This is a genomic window from Micromonospora sp. CPCC 205539 (assembly GCF_036906815.1).
Taxonomy (GTDB): Bacteria; Actinomycetota; Actinomycetes; order Mycobacteriales; family Micromonosporaceae; genus Micromonospora.
In genome coordinates, this window is record NZ_JBAKHW010000011.1 from 1 (window position 1) to 14889 (window position 14889).

The following is a 14889-nucleotide window of genomic DNA, read 5'->3' on the forward strand; positions in this document are numbered from 1 at the left end:
GGGGAAGCGCGGGGGTGGGGGAAGCGCGGGGTGGGTGGGGGTTACGGGTGGGTGGTGGTGTGGGTGGGGCGGGGCCAGTGGGGGCGGTCGGCGTCGCGTAGGGCGGCCGTGCGCAGGGCGGCGAGCTGGCGTTCCACCTCGGCGAACTGGTCCGCCGGCAGCGCGCCCCGGTGCAGGGCTGCGGCGTTCTCCTCGACCTGGGCGACCGTACGGCAGCCGGGGATCGGAATGGTGCGCCCGCTGCGAGCCCAGATCCAGCCCAGCGCGCCCTGCGCCAGGGTGCGGCCGTCGGCGGTGAGCGCGGCGCGGACCGCGCCGACCCGGCGCAGCCACTCCGGTGCCGGCCGGCCGCCCCGGAACCACTCCAGCCAGCCTGGTGTCAGCCCGCGCACGTCGTCTCGGGGCAGTGTGGAGGTGGCCGAGTACTTGCCGGTGAGCAACCCCATTCCGAGCGGCCCCCGGTTGACGCTGGCCAGGTCGTACTTCTCGCAGACGGCCAGCAGCTCGGGAGCGTCGTGCAGCACCGACAGGGTGTGCTGCACGGCGGTCGCGCCCGCGGCGGCGTTGCCGAACGCGGTGGCCCGGTCGAGGCGGTCGGTGCTCCAGCCGTACGCCCGGATCAGGCCCTCGCTGAGCAGGTCCTCGCAGGTGCCGATCAGGGCCTCCGCCCGAGGCACCGCCAGGTCGGCCAGGTGCAGCTGGTAGAGGTCGATCCGGTCGGTGCCCAACCGGCGTAGCGAGTCGGTCACCGCGCGACGCAGGTACGCCGGCGACGCGTCCTCTCCGGTCGCCTGCCGGCTCGCCTCGTCGAACGTGTAGCCCCACTTGGTGGCGATCACGGCCTCGTCGCGACGACCGGCGAGCGCCCGGCCGAGCACCCGTTCACCGTGCCCGGCGCCGTACGTGTCGGCGGTGTCGAAGAGGGTGACGCCCTTCTCGAGCGCCCGGCGTACCGCCCGGACCGACTCGTCGTCGTCGACCGCGCCCCAGCCCAGCGGCTGGGTGCCCTCCGCCCAGGGGCCACCGATCGCCCAGCACCCCATGCCGAGGGCGCTGACCTCGATCCCGCTGCGCCCCAACGTCCGTGTCGTGACTGCCATCGAACGATCGTGCCACCTCCGTCGGGCCGGGGCGTAGCAGTTCCCGGGCCGGGCTCGCGGGTACCCGCCGGACGGCGCGGTACGGCATGATCGACTCCATGCGGCGACTGGGCGTGGACGTCGGCGGCGTGCTCATCGAGCCGGCCGACGACGACGCCGACACCTCGTTCTTCGGCGCGCACTACCTGCGCACGCCAATGGTGGCCGGGGCGTTCGACGCGCTCGGTGAGCTGGGGTCGGCATTCGACGAGGTGCACCTGGTCTCCAAGTGCGGCGAGGCCACCGAGCGGCGGACCCGGGAGTGGCTGGCCCACCATGACCTCGAGGGCCGCACGGGCATCCCCGTCGAGCGGCTGCACTTCTGCCGGACCCGGCCGGCCAAGGCGCCGATCGCGCGGCGGCTCGGGCTGACCCACTTCGTGGACGACAAGCTGGAGGTGCTCGGCTACCTCGCATCGGTGCCGCACCGCTACCTGTTCCGACCCCGCCCCGCGCAGGTCGCCGCGTACGCCGCGCTGCTGCCCTCCGTACACCGGGTGGAGAGCTGGCCGGAGCTGGTCGACCTGCTGCGCGTCGGCTAGCCGGCCAAGCGCGCGGGTCGCGCGGCCGGCCGGCGGGTCAGGACGGCCAGGCGCGGGCGAACAGGTCCCGGGTGTCGCTGAGCAGCTGCGGCAGGACCTTGGTGCGGCCGATGACCGGCATGAAGTTCGCGTCGCCGCCCCAGCGCGGCACCACGTGCTGGTGCAGGTGCGCGGCGATGCCGGCGCCGGCCACCCCGCCCTGGTTCATGCCCAGGTTGAAGCCGTGCGCGCTGCTCACCTTGCGGATCACCCGCATCGCGGTCTGGGTGAACGCCGCCAGCTCGGCGGTCTCCGGCCCGTCCAGGTCGGTGTAGTCGGCGACGTGCCGGTACGGGCACACCAGCAGGTGCCCCGGGTTGTACGGGTAGAGGTTGAGCACCGCGAACACGACCTCGCCGCGGGCCACCACCAGGCTCTCCTCGGGCGGCAGCCCGGGGGCCCGGCAGAACGGGCAGCCGGTCGGCTTCTCGTAGCCCTCGGCCGGGCGGTCCTCGCCGGAGATGTAGGTCATCCGGTGCGGTGTCCAGAGCCGCTCCAGGCCGTCGGCCATGCCGTCACTGTCCGTGTGCCGTTCCGCCCCTGTCACGAGCCGATCCTACGGAGCCACCCGGGCGGGCCGCGACACCCGCCGTTGGGAAAGTCGACGGCTGGAAGTTGTTGACGGATCGAGGCCCACGCTTGAAGATTCTATGCATCCAGATACTTCTATTTACCGATGGAGCTTTCGATGATCCAACGGCTCGGCAGGTTCCTCGCGGCACTCGCGCTCACGGCCGCCACCACGGTGGCCGGCGTAACCTTCACCGCCGGTGCGGCGCACGCCGACGGCTGCTACACGTGGGGCCGCAGCCTGGCCCAGGGGACGTCCGGCGAGGACGTCCGGCAACTCCAGATCCGGGTCTCCGGCTACCCGGGCTACGGCGCCCAGATCGGCCTCGACGGCGTCTTCGGCCCGGCCACGCGGTCCGCGGTGATCCGCTTCCAGCAGGCGTACGGCCTGGGCGCCGACGGCATCGCCGGGCCGCAGACCTTCAACAAGCTCTACGCGTTGCAGGACGACGACTGCACCCCGGCCAACTTCAGCTACGCCGAGCTGAACAAGTGCAACAGCACCTGGGCGGGCGGCGCGGTCTCGGCGGCCACCGCACGGGCCAACGCGCTCGTCTCGATGTGGAAACTCCAGGCCCTGCGGCACGCCCTCGGTGACGTGCCCATCTCGATCAGCAGCAGCTTCCGCAGCTACGCCTGCAACAGCGCGGTCGGCGGCGCCTCCAACAGCCGGCACCTGTACGGCGACGGGGTGGACCTGACCGGGTCCCCGTCGTTCTGCCGGCTGGCCCAGCAGGCCCGCTACCACGGCTTCGCGCAGATCCTCGGCCCCGGCTACCCGGACCACAACGACCACACCCACGTGGCGGCGGTCGGCGGCTGGTCAGCGCCCAACTGCGGCATCTGACGCCTGACTGTCCGGGCCGCTCGGCGGCCCGGACAGCGTCGCGTGCTGCTACTCGGCGGCGGCGGAGGGGCCGATGTTGGTTCGCGAGCTGACCACGTCCAGCACGTGGGTCACCGCCTCGGCGATCGGCACCCCGTTGCGCTGGGAGCCGTCGCGGTAGCGGAAGGAGACCGTGCCGGCGGCCACGTCGTCGTCGCCGGCGATCACCATGAACGGGATCTTCTGCTGCTGGGCGGTACGGATCTTCTTCTGCATTCGGTCGTCACCCGCGTCCACCTGGGCGCGGATCCCCTCGGCGCGCAGCGCCGCGACGAAGCCGTGCAGGTAGTCGGTGTGGTCCTCGCGGATCGGGATGCCGACCACCTGCACCGGGGCCAGCCAGGCCGGGAACGCCCCCGCGTAGTGCTCGGTGAGCACCCCGAAGAACCGCTCGATCGACCCGAACAGCGCTCGGTGGATCATCACCGGCTGCTGCCGGGTGCCGTCGGCGGCCTGATACTCCAGCCCGAAGCGCTCCGGCTGGTTGAAGTCGACCTGAAGGGTGGACAACTGCCACGTCCGGCCGATCGCGTCCCGCGCCTGCACCGAGATCTTCGGCCCGTAGAACGCCGCGCCACCCGGGTCGGGCACCAGGTCCAGGCCGGAGGTCTCGGCAGCGGTCCGCAGCGCCTCGGTGGCCTCGGCCCAGTCCTCGTCGGCGCCAATGAACTTGGGCGAGTCGTCCCGGGTGGACAGCTCCAGGTAGAAGTCGTCCAGCCCGTAGTCGCGCAGCAGGTCCAGCACGAAGCTGAGCAGCGTGGTCAGCTCGCCGGCCATCTGCTCGCGGGTGCAGTAGATGTGCGAGTCGTCCTGGGTCAGGCCCCGCACCCGGGTCAGGCCGTGCACCACGCCGGACTTCTCGTACCGGTAGACGGTGCCGAACTCGAACAGCCGCAGCGGCAGCTCCCGGTACGACCGCCCGCGCGCCCTGAAGATCAGGTTGTGCATCGGGCAGTTCATCGCCTTGAGGTAGTACTCCGCGCCCTCGAGCTGCATGGGCGGGAACATCGTGTCCGCGTAGTAGGGCAGGTGACCCGAGGTCTGGAACAGCTGCGCCTTGGTGATGTGCGGGGTGTTGACGAACTCGTACCCCGCCTCCTCGTGGCGACGCCGCGAGTAGTGCTCCATCTCCCGACGGATGATGCCGCCCTTGGGGTGGAAGACGGCCAGGCCGGACCCGATCTCGTCGGGGAAGCTGAAGAGGTCCAGGTCCGCGCCGAGCTTGCGGTGGTCGCGCCGGGCGGCCTCCTCCAACAGCTTGAGGTACGCCTTCAGCTCGTCGCGGGTCGGCCACGCGGTGCCGTACACCCGCTGTAGTTGGGGGTTCTTCTCCGACCCGCGCCAGTAGGCGGCGGCCGAGCGCATCAGCTTGAACGCGCCGATCAGTCGGGTGGTCGGCAGGTGCGGGCCCCGGCACAGGTCCGACCAGCAGACCTTGTCCTCCTTGGCGTCGAGGTTGTCGTAGATGGTCAGCTCGCCGCCGCCGACCTCCATCACCTCGTCGGTGTCCAGGCCCTCGCCCTTGACCTCGATCAGCTCCAGCTTGAACGGCTCGTCGGCCAGCTCCGCGCGGGCCTCGTCGAGGCTGCCGAAGCGGCGCCGACGGAACCGCTGCCCGGACTTGATGATCTCCTGCATGCGCTTCTCGAGCTTGCTGAGGTCGTCGGGCTGGAACGGCTTGTCGACGTCGAAGTCGTAGTAGAAGCCGTTCTCGATCGGCGGGCCGATGCCCAGCTTCGCCTCGGGGAAGACGTCCTGCACGGCCTGGGCGAGCACGTGCGCGGTGGAGTGACGCAGCACGTTGAGCCCGTCGGGCGAGTCCAGGCTGACCGGCTCGACGGTGGTCTCCTCGGCCGGCGTCCAGTCGAGGTCGCGCAGCTGGCCCTCCGGGTCGCGGACCACCACGATCGCCTTGGGGCCGTTCGCGGGCAGTCCGGCCGCGGCCACCGCGTCGGCCGCCGTGGTCCCGGCGGCGACGACGACGGGGTCGGCCACGGCGGGGGTACGGGGTGCGGACACGGTGACTCCTCCAAAGGTACGAAACGGCGCCGAAGCTCGGCACCTGCCGATGCTATCGGTCCAGCCAGCGTTGAACCTTTCGGCCCTCGGAGCCGAACTAGGAGGTGGGGCCGGAACCGGAGCCGGTCGCGTCGACACGGATGGGGGCACGAGATGGCGAGCACGTACGGCGGTGGCCACCCGCGGCGGATCGCGGCGGCGACCGCGCTGACCGCCGCCGGGCTGCTGCTCTGGCCCGGTCTGGCGCACGCGGGGGACGTGTCGACCACCCCGACGTCGGCCCGACAGGGCGACGCGGTACGGCTGGAGTTCACCGTGCCGGAGGAGCGGGCGGGCACGAAGACCAAGCAGATCGAGGTCCGGTTGCCGGCTGACGCGCCGGTGGCCGAGGTCTACCCGATGTCGGTCGACGGCTGGGCGCCCCGGATCAGTTCCCGCACCCTCGACCAGCCGGTGGCCGGCATCCACTCCTCCGGGGTGAGCACGGTGACCACCGCGGTGACCTGGGTCCGGGTCGGCGATGTCGGGCCGGGCCCGGCCCGGTTGGCGCTGTCCATGGGCCCACTGCCGCAGGCCGAGAAGCTCACCTTCGAGGTCCTCCAGACGTACGCCGACGGCACGGTGGTCCGCTGGGCCGACGCGACCGGTGCGCACCGGGCCCCCGTCCTCACCCTGCTGCCGGCGGTGCCGGGCGCGACCGGGCACGGCGGGCACGGCGGGCACGGCGGCCCGGCAGCCGGCGCGGCGACCGGACGTGGCGCCGGGCCCACTGCCGACGCCGGGTCGGCGGACGGTGCAGCCGACGCCGGGTCGGCGGACGGTGCAGCCGACGCCGGGTCGGCGGACGGTGCAGCCGACGCCGACGAGGGGCCGGGCAGCGCGGACGCGATGCTGGCCGCCGGGCTGCTGGCCGGGCTCGGCGGCGGCGCGGCGATCGGCTGGCTGGTCAGCCGGTGGCGCCGCCGCGACCCGGCCGAGCACGCCGCGCTGGCCGAGGTGATCGGCGACGAGGACGACGCACCCGAGCCGGCGCGCGCCGATCGGGCACCGGAGGCTCGGCCACCCACCGTGCCCGACCCGGTCGATACGGGACGCGGAACCGACGCGGAACGGACAACCGACGCGGAGCCGGCCTCGGTCGGCACCCCGGTCCGCACCGGCTGACCGACTCGGGCCAGAGGCCGACCAACAACCGCCATTCGTCCTTTGCTCTGCTTCAACCGGCGCAACAGTCACGGCCCGAATCCGTTGCGTGGGTTGAAGCAGAGCAAAGGGAGGGGAGCGCACAGGGCCAGGGCCGCCGCGCGGGGTCACAACAGGGCGAACTCGGCGGAGCGGCGCGAACGGAACAGGCCGGGTCGCATTCCTCGGTCGGTTGTCCGGCGCGCGGCGGACCGGTCAGGGCGCCCAGGTGGGCAGCGCTTCGCGGGCGGCCAGCCACGGCTCGGGCACCCCACCCGGTGTGCCGACGCCGGTGTGGGCCGCCACCACCGCGCCGACGATGGCCGCCGTGGTGTCCACATCCCCGCCGGCCTCCAGGCAGACCCGGATCGCCGCCGGATAGTCGTCCAGGTGGGTGGCGGCTACCCAGAGGGTGAAACCGACGGTGTCCTGGGCGGTCACCCGGGAGCCGTTGCCGAGCTCCGCCACCACGCGGGGCAGCGGCCGACCGAGTAGCCCGGCCGCCCGGAGCAAGCTCCGGTGCACCTCGGTGCCCGGGTCGAGCGCGGCGGCGATCCCGGCGAGCAGCCGGTCCGGAGCCGGCCGGTGCCCGTCGAGTCGGGCCCGGGTGGCCAGGGCCGCGGCGACGGCCACCGCGACCGCACCGGCGATCCCCTCGGGGTGCGCGTGGGTCACCTCCGCGGAGGCGCGGGCCTGCGCCGCGGCATGGGCGGTCGAGTCGGCGAAGTACGCGCCCAGCGGCCCCACCCGCATCGCCGCGCCGTTGCCGCAGGAGCCCTGGCCGTCGAAGGCGGAGGCGGCGGCCACGGGCCACGGCGTACCCGCACGGATCAGCCGCAGGATCAGCAGCGCGCCCGCACCGTAGCCCCGCCGGAGGGTGCAGCGCTCGGCGAACGCCAGGGCCAGCCGATCCCGGTCGACGGCACCGGACTCGGCCAACTCGGCGAGGACCGAACAGGCCATCTCGGTGTCGTCGGTCCACTCCCAGGGCGCGGGCGGCAGGGGGCCGCCCGGCGTGCGGGCCCCCGGCACGAAGTACTGCGCGCCGAGCGCGTCGCCGGTGGAGAGACCGGCGAGACTGTCCCGGGCGAGTGCCAGCCTTGCGTCGGCAAACAGGGTGAACGACATCGTCTTACCAGCTTGCCCGCTCGCCAGGTACGTCGCAACGCGATCAACTTGCCAGGCAAAGTACGGTCTGTGGGTGGCCTCCGTGCTCCTGGTCGAAGACGATCACGTCGTACGCGGCGCGATGCTGCGGTCCCTCGCCGACCGGGGGCACGCCGTGCACGCCGTGGGCACCGCTCTGGACGCCCTGCGCCGGGTCGCCGCGGAGACACCCGACCTGGTGGTACTGGACCTCGGCCTACCCGACCTGGACGGCTCGGACGCGCTGCGCATGCTGCGGGGCATCACCGACGTCCCGATCATCATCGCCACTGCCCGGGACGACGAGCAGTCGGTCGTGAAGCTGCTGCGGGCCGGCGCCGACGACTACATGGTGAAGCCGTTCACGGGCGCGCACCTGGACGCGCGGATCACCACCGTGCTGCGCCGGGCCGGGCGGGCCAGCCGGACCGTGCAGCCCGCGGTGCACACCGTCGGCGGGCTGCGGGTCGACGTCGGCGAACGCAGCGCCCAGCTCGACGGTGAGCCTCTGGCGCTGACCCGTAAGGAATTTGACCTGCTGGCGTATCTCGCCGCACGACCCGGGCGGGTAGTGTCCCGCCGGGAACTCTTGGAGGAGGTATGGCGGCAGCCATCGGTCGGCGAGGATCAGACCATCGACGTTCACCTGTACTGGCTCCGCCGAAAGATGGGCGAGTCCGCGGCGAAGCCGCGCTACCTGCGCACCGTGCGGGGGGTCGGATTCCGGCTGGTGGCACCGGACTGAGGACGGCGCTGGCCCTGCTCACGGCCGGCATGTGCAGTCTCGTCGCGCTCGCGTTCCTGATCCCGCTCGGCCTGAGCCTGCGCTCGCAGAACCGCGAGGAGGTCATCGCCGACGCCGCCCGGCGCAGCGCGCTGGTGACCGGCGCGCTGGCGGTGAGCACCGACCCGGCGGTCGTCGAGCGGGCCGTCGCGGCCAGCGGTGAGGGTGCGCCGACCCGGCCCGTCGTGTACGGGCTCGGGCTGAACGAGTCCGCCGGCCGCGCCACCAACGCCGACCTGGACCGGGCTCGCGCCGACCGGCGCTCCCTGGTCGTCGACGTCGACGGCGGCGTGGTCCGGCTCGACCCGGTGGTCCTCGGCGACCGTACCGCCGTGGTCGAGGTGTTCGTGCCGGACTCGACGCTGGACGAGGGCGGCGGCGGCCGCTGGCTGCTGCTGTTCGCGGTCGGCGCGGCGATGGCCGGCGCGGCGGTGCTGGTGGTCGATCGGGTCGCCGCTCGCGCGGTGGACTCGACCCAGGGCCTGGTCAAGGCCGCGCTCTCGATCGGTGACGGCGACCTGGGGGTCCGCGTCGAGCCGACCGGCCCGCGCGAGCTGGCCGAGGCCGGGTACGCCTTCAACCGCATGGCCGACCGTCTGGACGCGGCCCGCACCGACGAGCGGGAGTTGGTGGCCGACCTGTCGCACCGGCTGCGCACCCCGCTGACCGTGCTCCGGCTGGACGCGGAGGCGTTGGAGTCCGACGACACCAGCGTGGGTTCCTTCAGCCCGGCCGAGCTGGACCGGCTGCGCGGCATCCGGCGCATCCGGCAGGCGATCGTCACCCTGGAGGGTGAGATCGACGTGCTGATCAAGACCACCCGTAAGGCCGTGGCGCACGAGGCCGGGCCGTCGATGTGTGACGTCAGCGAGGTCGTCCGGGACCGGATGGTGTTCTGGGCGGCGTTGGCCGGCGACCAGAACCGGCCGCACCGGGTGACCGGGGCGCAGCTGCGCATTCCGGCCCCCGTGCCGCGCGCCGAGCTGGCCGCCGCGCTGGACGCGGTGATCGGCAACGTCTTCCGCTACACCCCGCAGGGCACCGCGTTCGAGGTGGCGGTCTCCCGGCGGGACGGCTACGTGGCGATCCGGGTCGACGACGCCGGCCCCGGCATCGCCAACCCGGACCGGGCGCTGCGCCGGGGCACCAGCGACCAGGGCTCGACGGGGCTCGGTCTGGACATCGCCAAGCGGGTGTCGTTGCAGGCCAACGGATCGGTGAGCATCGACCGGGCCCGGCTCGGCGGTGCCAGCGTGGTGATGCTGCTCGCCGACCCGGAGGCGACGCCCCGGCAGGTCAGCCGGTTCGGTCTCGTCGGCCGGATGGCCCGCGACGCCCGAGATCAGAAGACCAGCGGCCGCCGCTGGCCGCGCCAGCGCCCCACGGACGACTGACCGGGCCGGTTTGTGGGCCGGCGCAAGTCTTCCTTAGATCGCGATTAACGACGCCGGTGCAGCGCTCTCGGGCTGACAGGATCAGAGCACGAACCCACCAGTTCCACCGGCCAGCGCACCGCGCACCCATCGGCCGGTGGGGCCGCGCGCGCGGCGGGAGTGCCAGGTCCCCCCACACCGAAACTCCCGCCGCGCGCCCTCCTCCACCCCGACCGGATCAGCCGGCGGTGGCGAGGTGGGCGTCGATCTCGGCGGTGATCCGCTGCTTGCCGGCCGGGTCGAGGAAGGACGCGGTCACCGCGTTGCGGGCCAGCCCGGCCAACCCCTGCGCGCCGACGCCGAGCAGCTTGGCGGCCACCGCGTACTCGTCGTTGAGGGTGGTGCCGAACATCGGCGGGTCGTCGGAGTTGATGGTGACCAGCAGCCCGGCCTCGACGAGTCGGGGCAGCGGGTGCTCGTCGAGGTTGGCCACCGCCCGGGTCCGGACGTTCGACGTCGGGCAGATCTCCATCCCGATCTGGTGCTCCGCCAGGTACGCGAGCAGCTCCGGGTCCTGCGCGGCGGAGATGCCGTGCCCGATCCGCTCGGCGCCCAGCTCGCGCAGCGCGTCCCAGACCGTCTGCGGGCCGGTGGTCTCCCCGGCGTGCGGCACCGAGCGCAGCCCGGCCGCACGGGCCTGGTCGAAGTAGGGGCGGAACTGCGGTCGGGGTACGCCGATCTCGGGGCCACCCAGGCCGAAGCTGACCAGCCCGTCCGGCCGCTCCTCCAGCGCGATGCGCAGCGTCTCCTCGGCGGCCGGCAGACCAGCCTCACCGGGGATGTCGAAGCACCACCGCAGGTCGAGGCCGAAGTCGGCCGAGGCACGCTTGCGGGCGTCCTCGATGGCCTCGCAGAACGCCGGCGCGGGGATGCCCCGGCGCACGTGCGAGTACGGGGTGATGGTCAACTCCGCGTACCGGACCTGCTGGCGGGCCAACTCCCGGGCCACCTCGTGGGTGAGGATCCAGACGTCCTCCGGGTCGCGGATGAGGTCCACGACGCTCAGGTAGACCTCGATGAAGTGCGCGAAGTCGCGGAACTCGAAGTAGTCGGCGAGCGCCGCCGGGTCGGCCGGCACCGGGGTGTTGCCCTCGTGGCGAGCGGCCAGCTCGGCGACGATTCGGGGCGAGGCGGAGCCGACGTGGTGCACGTGCAGCTCCACCTTGGGCAGTCCGGCGATGAAGGTGGGCAGGTCGGTCACAGATTCTCCTCGGCACGGTCGCCGGTGCGGGCGACGACGAAGACGCGGCGGAACGGGAAGTACACCTGACCCTGCCGCACCGGGTAGGCGGCGGTGAGACGTACCCCCAGCTCGGCCCGGAAGTCGGACCAGGCGGCAGCGTCCAGGGCCGCCCGGACCGGGCGCAGCGCGGTGCCGTCCATCCAGGTCAGCACCGGGTGGTCGGCGGCGGGATCGGCCGGCAGCAGGTGCACGTAGGTAGTCTCCCAGGCGTCCACCGCGCAGCCGGCATCGGTCAGCGACGCCGCGTAGTCGGCGGGATCGTCGACCGGGTCGGCACGCAGGAGCGGGGCCAGCTCGGCCCGCCAGGCCGGGTGGCTGGCGACGTCGCGCAGCGCCTGGTGCGAGGGTGCCGCGAAGTTGCCCGGCACCTGCATGGCGAGCCACGCGCCGGCGGGCAGGTCGACGGCCCAGCGCCGCAGCAGCTCCTGGTGCCCGGGGACCCACTGGAGCGCGGCGTTGGTGACCACCACGTCCTCGTCGCCGGTTGGCCGCCAGTCACGCACGTCGGCGATGGTGAACTCGACCGGGGCGTCCAGGGCCCGCGCCCGGTCGATCATCTCCGGCGAGGAGTCGAGGCCGAGCACGCGGCTCGCCGGCCATCGCCCGGCGAGGGTGGCGGTGAGATGGCCGGGGCCGCAGCCGAGGTCGACCACCGTCCGGGGGTGCTCGGCGGGGATCCGGGCGACCAGGTCGTGGAACGGTCGGGACCGCTCGTCGCCGTAGCGCAGGTACGTCGTCGGATCCCACATCGCCGCCCCCCAAACCGTACGTCCGTCTTGTTTACCGTACGACCCGTGCGGCCGGCCGGCAAGCCGATCACTAGGCTCGAGGGATGGAGCAGCGCAGCTTTCCCCGGCTCGGCCGGACCGTCGGAGTGGTCGGCCTGGGCGCCTGGCAGCTCGGCGCCGACTGGGGCACCGTCAGCGAGGACGACGCGCTGGCCGTGCTGGCCGCCGCCGTCGACTCCGGGGTCACCTTCGTCGACACCGCCGACGTGTACGGCGACGGCCGCAGCGAGCAGCTGATCGGCCGGTTCCTGCGCTCCCGGCCCGATGCCGGACTGACCGTGGCGACCAAGATGGGCCGCCGGGTCGAGCAGCGACCCGAGGCGTACACCCTGGCGCACTTCCGCGAATGGACCGACCGCTCCCGGGCGAACCTCGGGATGGACACCCTCGACCTGGTCCAGCTGCACTGTCCGCCCACCGCCGTCTTCGCCGACGACGCGGTCTTCGACGCCCTGGACACCCTCGTCGCCGAGCAGGCCATCGCCGGGTACGGGGTCAGCGTGGAGACCTGCGACCAGGCGCTCACCGCGATCGCGCGGCCCGGGGTGGCCAGCGTCCAGATCATCCTCAACGCCGTGCGACACAAGCCGCTGGAGCGGGTGCTGCCGGCCGCCGCGACCGCCGGTGTCGGCATCATCGCCCGGGTGCCGCTGGCCAGTGGCCTGCTCTCCGGCCGGTACGACGAGCACACCGAGTTCCCGGCCGACGACCACCGCACCTACAACCGGCACGGCGAGGCGTTCGACGTCGGCGAGACGTTCTCCGGGGTCGACTTCGAGCGCGGTCTGGCCGCCGTGCGGCGGCTGGCGCCGCTGGTCGACGCCGACCGCACGATGGCGCAGTTCGCGCTGCGCTGGGTGCTGGACCAGGCCGGCGTCACCGTCGTCATCCCCGGCGCCCGCGACGCGGACCAGGCCCGGCGCAACGCGGCCGCCGCCGGTTTGCCGCCGCTCTCGGCGGGGCAGTTGGCCGGGGTACGCGATGTCTACGACGAGTTGATCCGCCCGCAGGTGCACGACCGGTGGTGACCCGCGCACCCCGGGTGCTCGCGCCGTGTCGCCCGGCCGGCGATGCTGAAGACCCGGGGCGGCACGGGGCCTGGCCCGGAGAGGGGTTGCGATGAGAGGTTGGCTTCCGCTCACCCTCGGCCTGCTGGCGGTCGTGGTCGGTGCGGTGTGGACGGTGCAGGGCCTCGGCTACGTCAGCGGGAGCGTGATGACCGACCAGCGGATCTGGGCGGTGCTCGGCCCGGTCGTGACCCTGGCCGGGCTGGTGGTGCTCTGGTTCAGCCTGCGGGCCCGCCGCCGAGGCTGACCTGGCGTCCGCAGCCGCGTCCGTACGTGCAAAGCCCCGCATCCCGGAGCGGGATACGGGGCTCCACAACGACCCCTGGCCGGATCGTCCCACTGGGCCGGCGGGGGCCGGCCCTGTTACTCAGAGGGGACGGACCTGCTCGGCCTGCGGGCCCTTCTGACCCTGAGCGATCTCGAACTCCACCCGCTGGTTCTCCTCCAGCGTGCGGTAGCCGCTGGTCTGGATGGCCGAGAAGTGGACGAACACGTCAGCACCCCCGCCGTCGACGGTGATGAAGCCGAAGCCCTTGTCAGCGTTGAACCACTTCACGGTTCCCTGCGCCATGTGAATCTCCTTCTAAAACTGGCGGCCGTGCACGCCGTGCGGCCGATTGGCCGATTTCGAGCAGCGGCGTCTGAGGCGGCCTCCACGAAGGAGACTTCTCTCAACCCACGCCATCTCCCAACGGCGTGGAACAGCAAATCACGTACGCAAAAAGTCCGCAGTACCTCTCCGACGAATTTCTCCGACATGTGACCTGACGGATGCCTCGGCTCGTCAGGTGGCGTGGGACACCATGCGAAAGGCCCCCTTCCCGTCGATGCGGGAAGGGGGCCGACGTCGATGCGCTGGTCAGTCTGGCCACTCGCCGGTCATCCGGCGGACGCCGACCGCGCCACCCCGGTCGACCGCGGCTCGGACCACCGCGAAGATGGCCCCCTGCAGCGCCGCGGCGGCCAGGATCTCGCCCCAGCCACGGTCCTCGTCGGTCGCGTTGGGCGCCTCGCCGTCACCCGCCGTGGCCTTCCAGACCTGCCGGAAGATCGAGCCGGCGACCGCACCGGCGGCGATACCCAACAGCACGCCGACCGGTCGGTACGCGACCCTGCTGATGCTCTTGCTCACCTGCGCCTCCCCCGCACGATCAACACAACCACCACCGCCGCCACCGCGGAGGCGGCCACAGCCGCCCACGGCACCGGATTGCGCCGAACCAGTTCGCCCTTTTCGTGCGCCTGCGCGCGCACGAGGCCGCCCTTCTCGTACGCCTGCGCGCGCACGAGGCCACCCTTCTCGTACGCCTGCGCCCGCGCCATCTCGGCACCGCGCGCGGCCTGCCCGCGGACTTTGGCCACGGTCTGCGCCGCCTGCTCGCGCACCCGCTCCCGCGCCTGCCCAGCGGACTCCTTCAGCCGGGCCTTGACGTCCGCCTTGGCCGCGAGGGCCTCCATCGTCTCGCCGAGTTCGACGCGGGTGCGGCGGATCTCCTCGCGCAGCGCCTCCGTGTCGCCGGTTCCGTTGCCGGTCATGGCCGCCCCCTGTCCTTCACCGCAGCGGCGACGGTGTCCATGTCTGCCTTGAGGCTGCGGACGGTGGCCGCGGGAACCGGCGGGACCGCCCGACTGACCTGCTTCTTGCCCACCAGGGCGAAGATGCCGGCCAGCAGGAAGGCGGCCACCGCCACGATCAGCGCGGCGGCCCAGGCGGGCAGCACCAGGTCGAGCAGCAGGATCGCCGTGGCGACCAGCGCGCCCAGGCCGAAGAACGCCAGCGCGCCTCCGCCGCCGAAGAGGCCGAGCCCGATGCCGGCGTGCTTGCCTTTCTGGGTCAGTTCCGCACGGGCCAGCGCCAACTCGTCCCGCACCAGTCGGGAGACCTGCTCGGTGGCTCGCTGCACCAGCTCGGCAGTGGAGGGCTCGCTCCCATTCTGGGATGTGCGGGCGTTCGCCACGTCAGCCATGCTGTCCTCCTTTCCTCATCACCGCGCTGTATGCCCGGAGCAAGCACGCACCAATCCTAAAAAGCGCACCAACCCACTACCCGG

General features: G+C 72.9%; 17 protein-coding genes. 7 read left to right on the forward strand and 10 right to left on the reverse strand.

Going from position 1 to position 14889, the window contains the following annotated elements:
* Nucleotides 1-41: 41 nt before the first annotated feature.
* Nucleotides 42-1100, reverse strand: coding sequence for an aldo/keto reductase (locus V6V47_RS11855; RefSeq protein ID WP_334628190.1), 1059 nt, complete (start codon nt 1098-1100; stop codon nt 42-44).
* A gap of 98 nt (nt 1101-1198) precedes the next feature.
* On the opposite strand from V6V47_RS11855, the gene V6V47_RS11860 reads away from it, so the two are divergent.
* A complete protein-coding gene (locus tag V6V47_RS11860) occupies nt 1199-1681 on the forward strand; it encodes a hypothetical protein (protein WP_334628192.1) in 483 nt (160 codons plus the stop codon).
* Nucleotides 1682-1718: 37 nt separating this feature from the next.
* Here the strand turns inward: V6V47_RS11860 and V6V47_RS11865 are convergent, their stop codons facing one another.
* Nucleotides 1719-2231 (reverse strand): HIT family protein, encoded by a 513-nt coding sequence (locus V6V47_RS11865; protein ID WP_334628364.1) that lies wholly within the window; start codon nt 2229-2231, stop codon nt 1719-1721.
* Nucleotides 2232-2408: 177 nt separating this feature from the next.
* On the opposite strand from V6V47_RS11865, the gene V6V47_RS11870 reads away from it, so the two are divergent.
* A complete protein-coding gene (locus V6V47_RS11870; RefSeq protein WP_334628193.1) occupies nt 2409-3137 on the forward strand; it encodes a D-Ala-D-Ala carboxypeptidase family metallohydrolase in 729 nt (242 codons plus the stop codon).
* 48 nt (nt 3138-3185) lie between these two features.
* Here the strand turns inward: V6V47_RS11870 and thrS are convergent, their stop codons facing one another.
* On the reverse strand, nt 3186-5195 hold the full coding sequence (thrS, locus tag V6V47_RS11875; protein ID WP_334628194.1) for a threonine--tRNA ligase: 2010 nt from the start codon (nt 5193-5195) through the stop codon (nt 3186-3188).
* 153 nt (nt 5196-5348) lie between these two features.
* Here thrS and V6V47_RS11880 point away from each other — a divergent pair, with 153 nt between their 5' ends.
* Entirely contained in the window at nt 5349-6359 is a 1011-nt protein-coding gene (locus V6V47_RS11880) for a DUF1775 domain-containing protein (RefSeq protein WP_334628195.1), read from the forward strand.
* A 234-nt stretch (nt 6360-6593) separates the two neighbouring features.
* Here V6V47_RS11880 and V6V47_RS11885 read toward each other — a convergent pair whose 3' ends face one another.
* Nucleotides 6594-7505 (reverse strand): ADP-ribosylglycohydrolase family protein, encoded by a 912-nt coding sequence (locus V6V47_RS11885; protein ID WP_334628197.1) that lies wholly within the window; start codon nt 7503-7505, stop codon nt 6594-6596.
* Between the two features lie 73 nt (nt 7506-7578).
* Here V6V47_RS11885 and V6V47_RS11890 point away from each other — a divergent pair, with 73 nt between their 5' ends.
* A complete protein-coding gene (locus V6V47_RS11890) occupies nt 7579-8268 on the forward strand; it encodes a response regulator transcription factor (protein WP_007458139.1) in 690 nt (229 codons plus the stop codon).
* 29 nt (nt 8269-8297) lie between these two features.
* Nucleotides 8298-9701 carry a HAMP domain-containing sensor histidine kinase gene (locus V6V47_RS11895; RefSeq protein ID WP_334628198.1) on the forward strand — a complete coding sequence of 468 codons (1404 nt, stop codon included), beginning with the start codon at nt 8298-8300 and terminating at the stop codon, nt 9699-9701.
* Between the two features lie 217 nt (nt 9702-9918).
* Here V6V47_RS11895 and V6V47_RS11900 read toward each other — a convergent pair whose 3' ends face one another.
* Complete coding sequence (locus V6V47_RS11900) at nt 9919-10941, reverse strand: adenosine deaminase (RefSeq protein ID WP_334628199.1); 1023 nt, start codon at nt 10939-10941, stop codon at nt 9919-9921.
* On the reverse strand, nt 10938-11732 hold the full coding sequence (locus V6V47_RS11905; protein ID WP_334628200.1) for a trans-aconitate 2-methyltransferase: 795 nt from the start codon (nt 11730-11732) through the stop codon (nt 10938-10940). The genes V6V47_RS11900 and V6V47_RS11905 overlap by 4 nt, the downstream gene beginning before the upstream one ends.
* Before the next feature lie 83 nt (nt 11733-11815).
* Between V6V47_RS11905 and V6V47_RS11910 the strand changes: the two genes are divergently transcribed.
* Both V6V47_RS11910 and V6V47_RS11915 read left to right on the forward strand, forming a co-directional pair.
* On the forward strand, nt 11816-12799 hold the full coding sequence (locus tag V6V47_RS11910; RefSeq protein WP_334628201.1) for an aldo/keto reductase: 984 nt from the start codon (nt 11816-11818) through the stop codon (nt 12797-12799).
* A gap of 91 nt (nt 12800-12890) precedes the next feature.
* On the forward strand, nt 12891-13085 hold the full coding sequence (locus V6V47_RS11915) for a hypothetical protein (protein ID WP_334628202.1): 195 nt from the start codon (nt 12891-12893) through the stop codon (nt 13083-13085).
* 120 nt (nt 13086-13205) lie between these two features.
* On the opposite strand, the gene V6V47_RS11920 is transcribed toward V6V47_RS11915, so the two are convergent.
* The 4 genes from V6V47_RS11920 to V6V47_RS11935 all read right to left on the reverse strand — a co-directional run bounded on the left by V6V47_RS11920 (nt 13206) and on the right by V6V47_RS11935 (nt 14805).
* Complete coding sequence (locus V6V47_RS11920; RefSeq protein WP_011905669.1) at nt 13206-13409, reverse strand: cold-shock protein; 204 nt, start codon at nt 13407-13409, stop codon at nt 13206-13208.
* A gap of 288 nt (nt 13410-13697) precedes the next feature.
* Entirely contained in the window at nt 13698-13970 is a 273-nt protein-coding gene (locus V6V47_RS11925; RefSeq protein WP_334628203.1) for a DUF4235 domain-containing protein, read from the reverse strand.
* Complete coding sequence (locus V6V47_RS11930) at nt 13967-14374, reverse strand: DUF3618 domain-containing protein (protein ID WP_334628204.1); 408 nt, start codon at nt 14372-14374, stop codon at nt 13967-13969. The genes V6V47_RS11925 and V6V47_RS11930 overlap by 4 nt, the downstream gene beginning before the upstream one ends.
* Nucleotides 14371-14805 (reverse strand): phage holin family protein, encoded by a 435-nt coding sequence (locus tag V6V47_RS11935; protein WP_334628205.1) that lies wholly within the window; start codon nt 14803-14805, stop codon nt 14371-14373. Before V6V47_RS11935 ends, V6V47_RS11930 begins: the two co-directional genes overlap by 4 nt.
* Between the last annotated feature and the right edge of the window lie 84 nt (nt 14806-14889).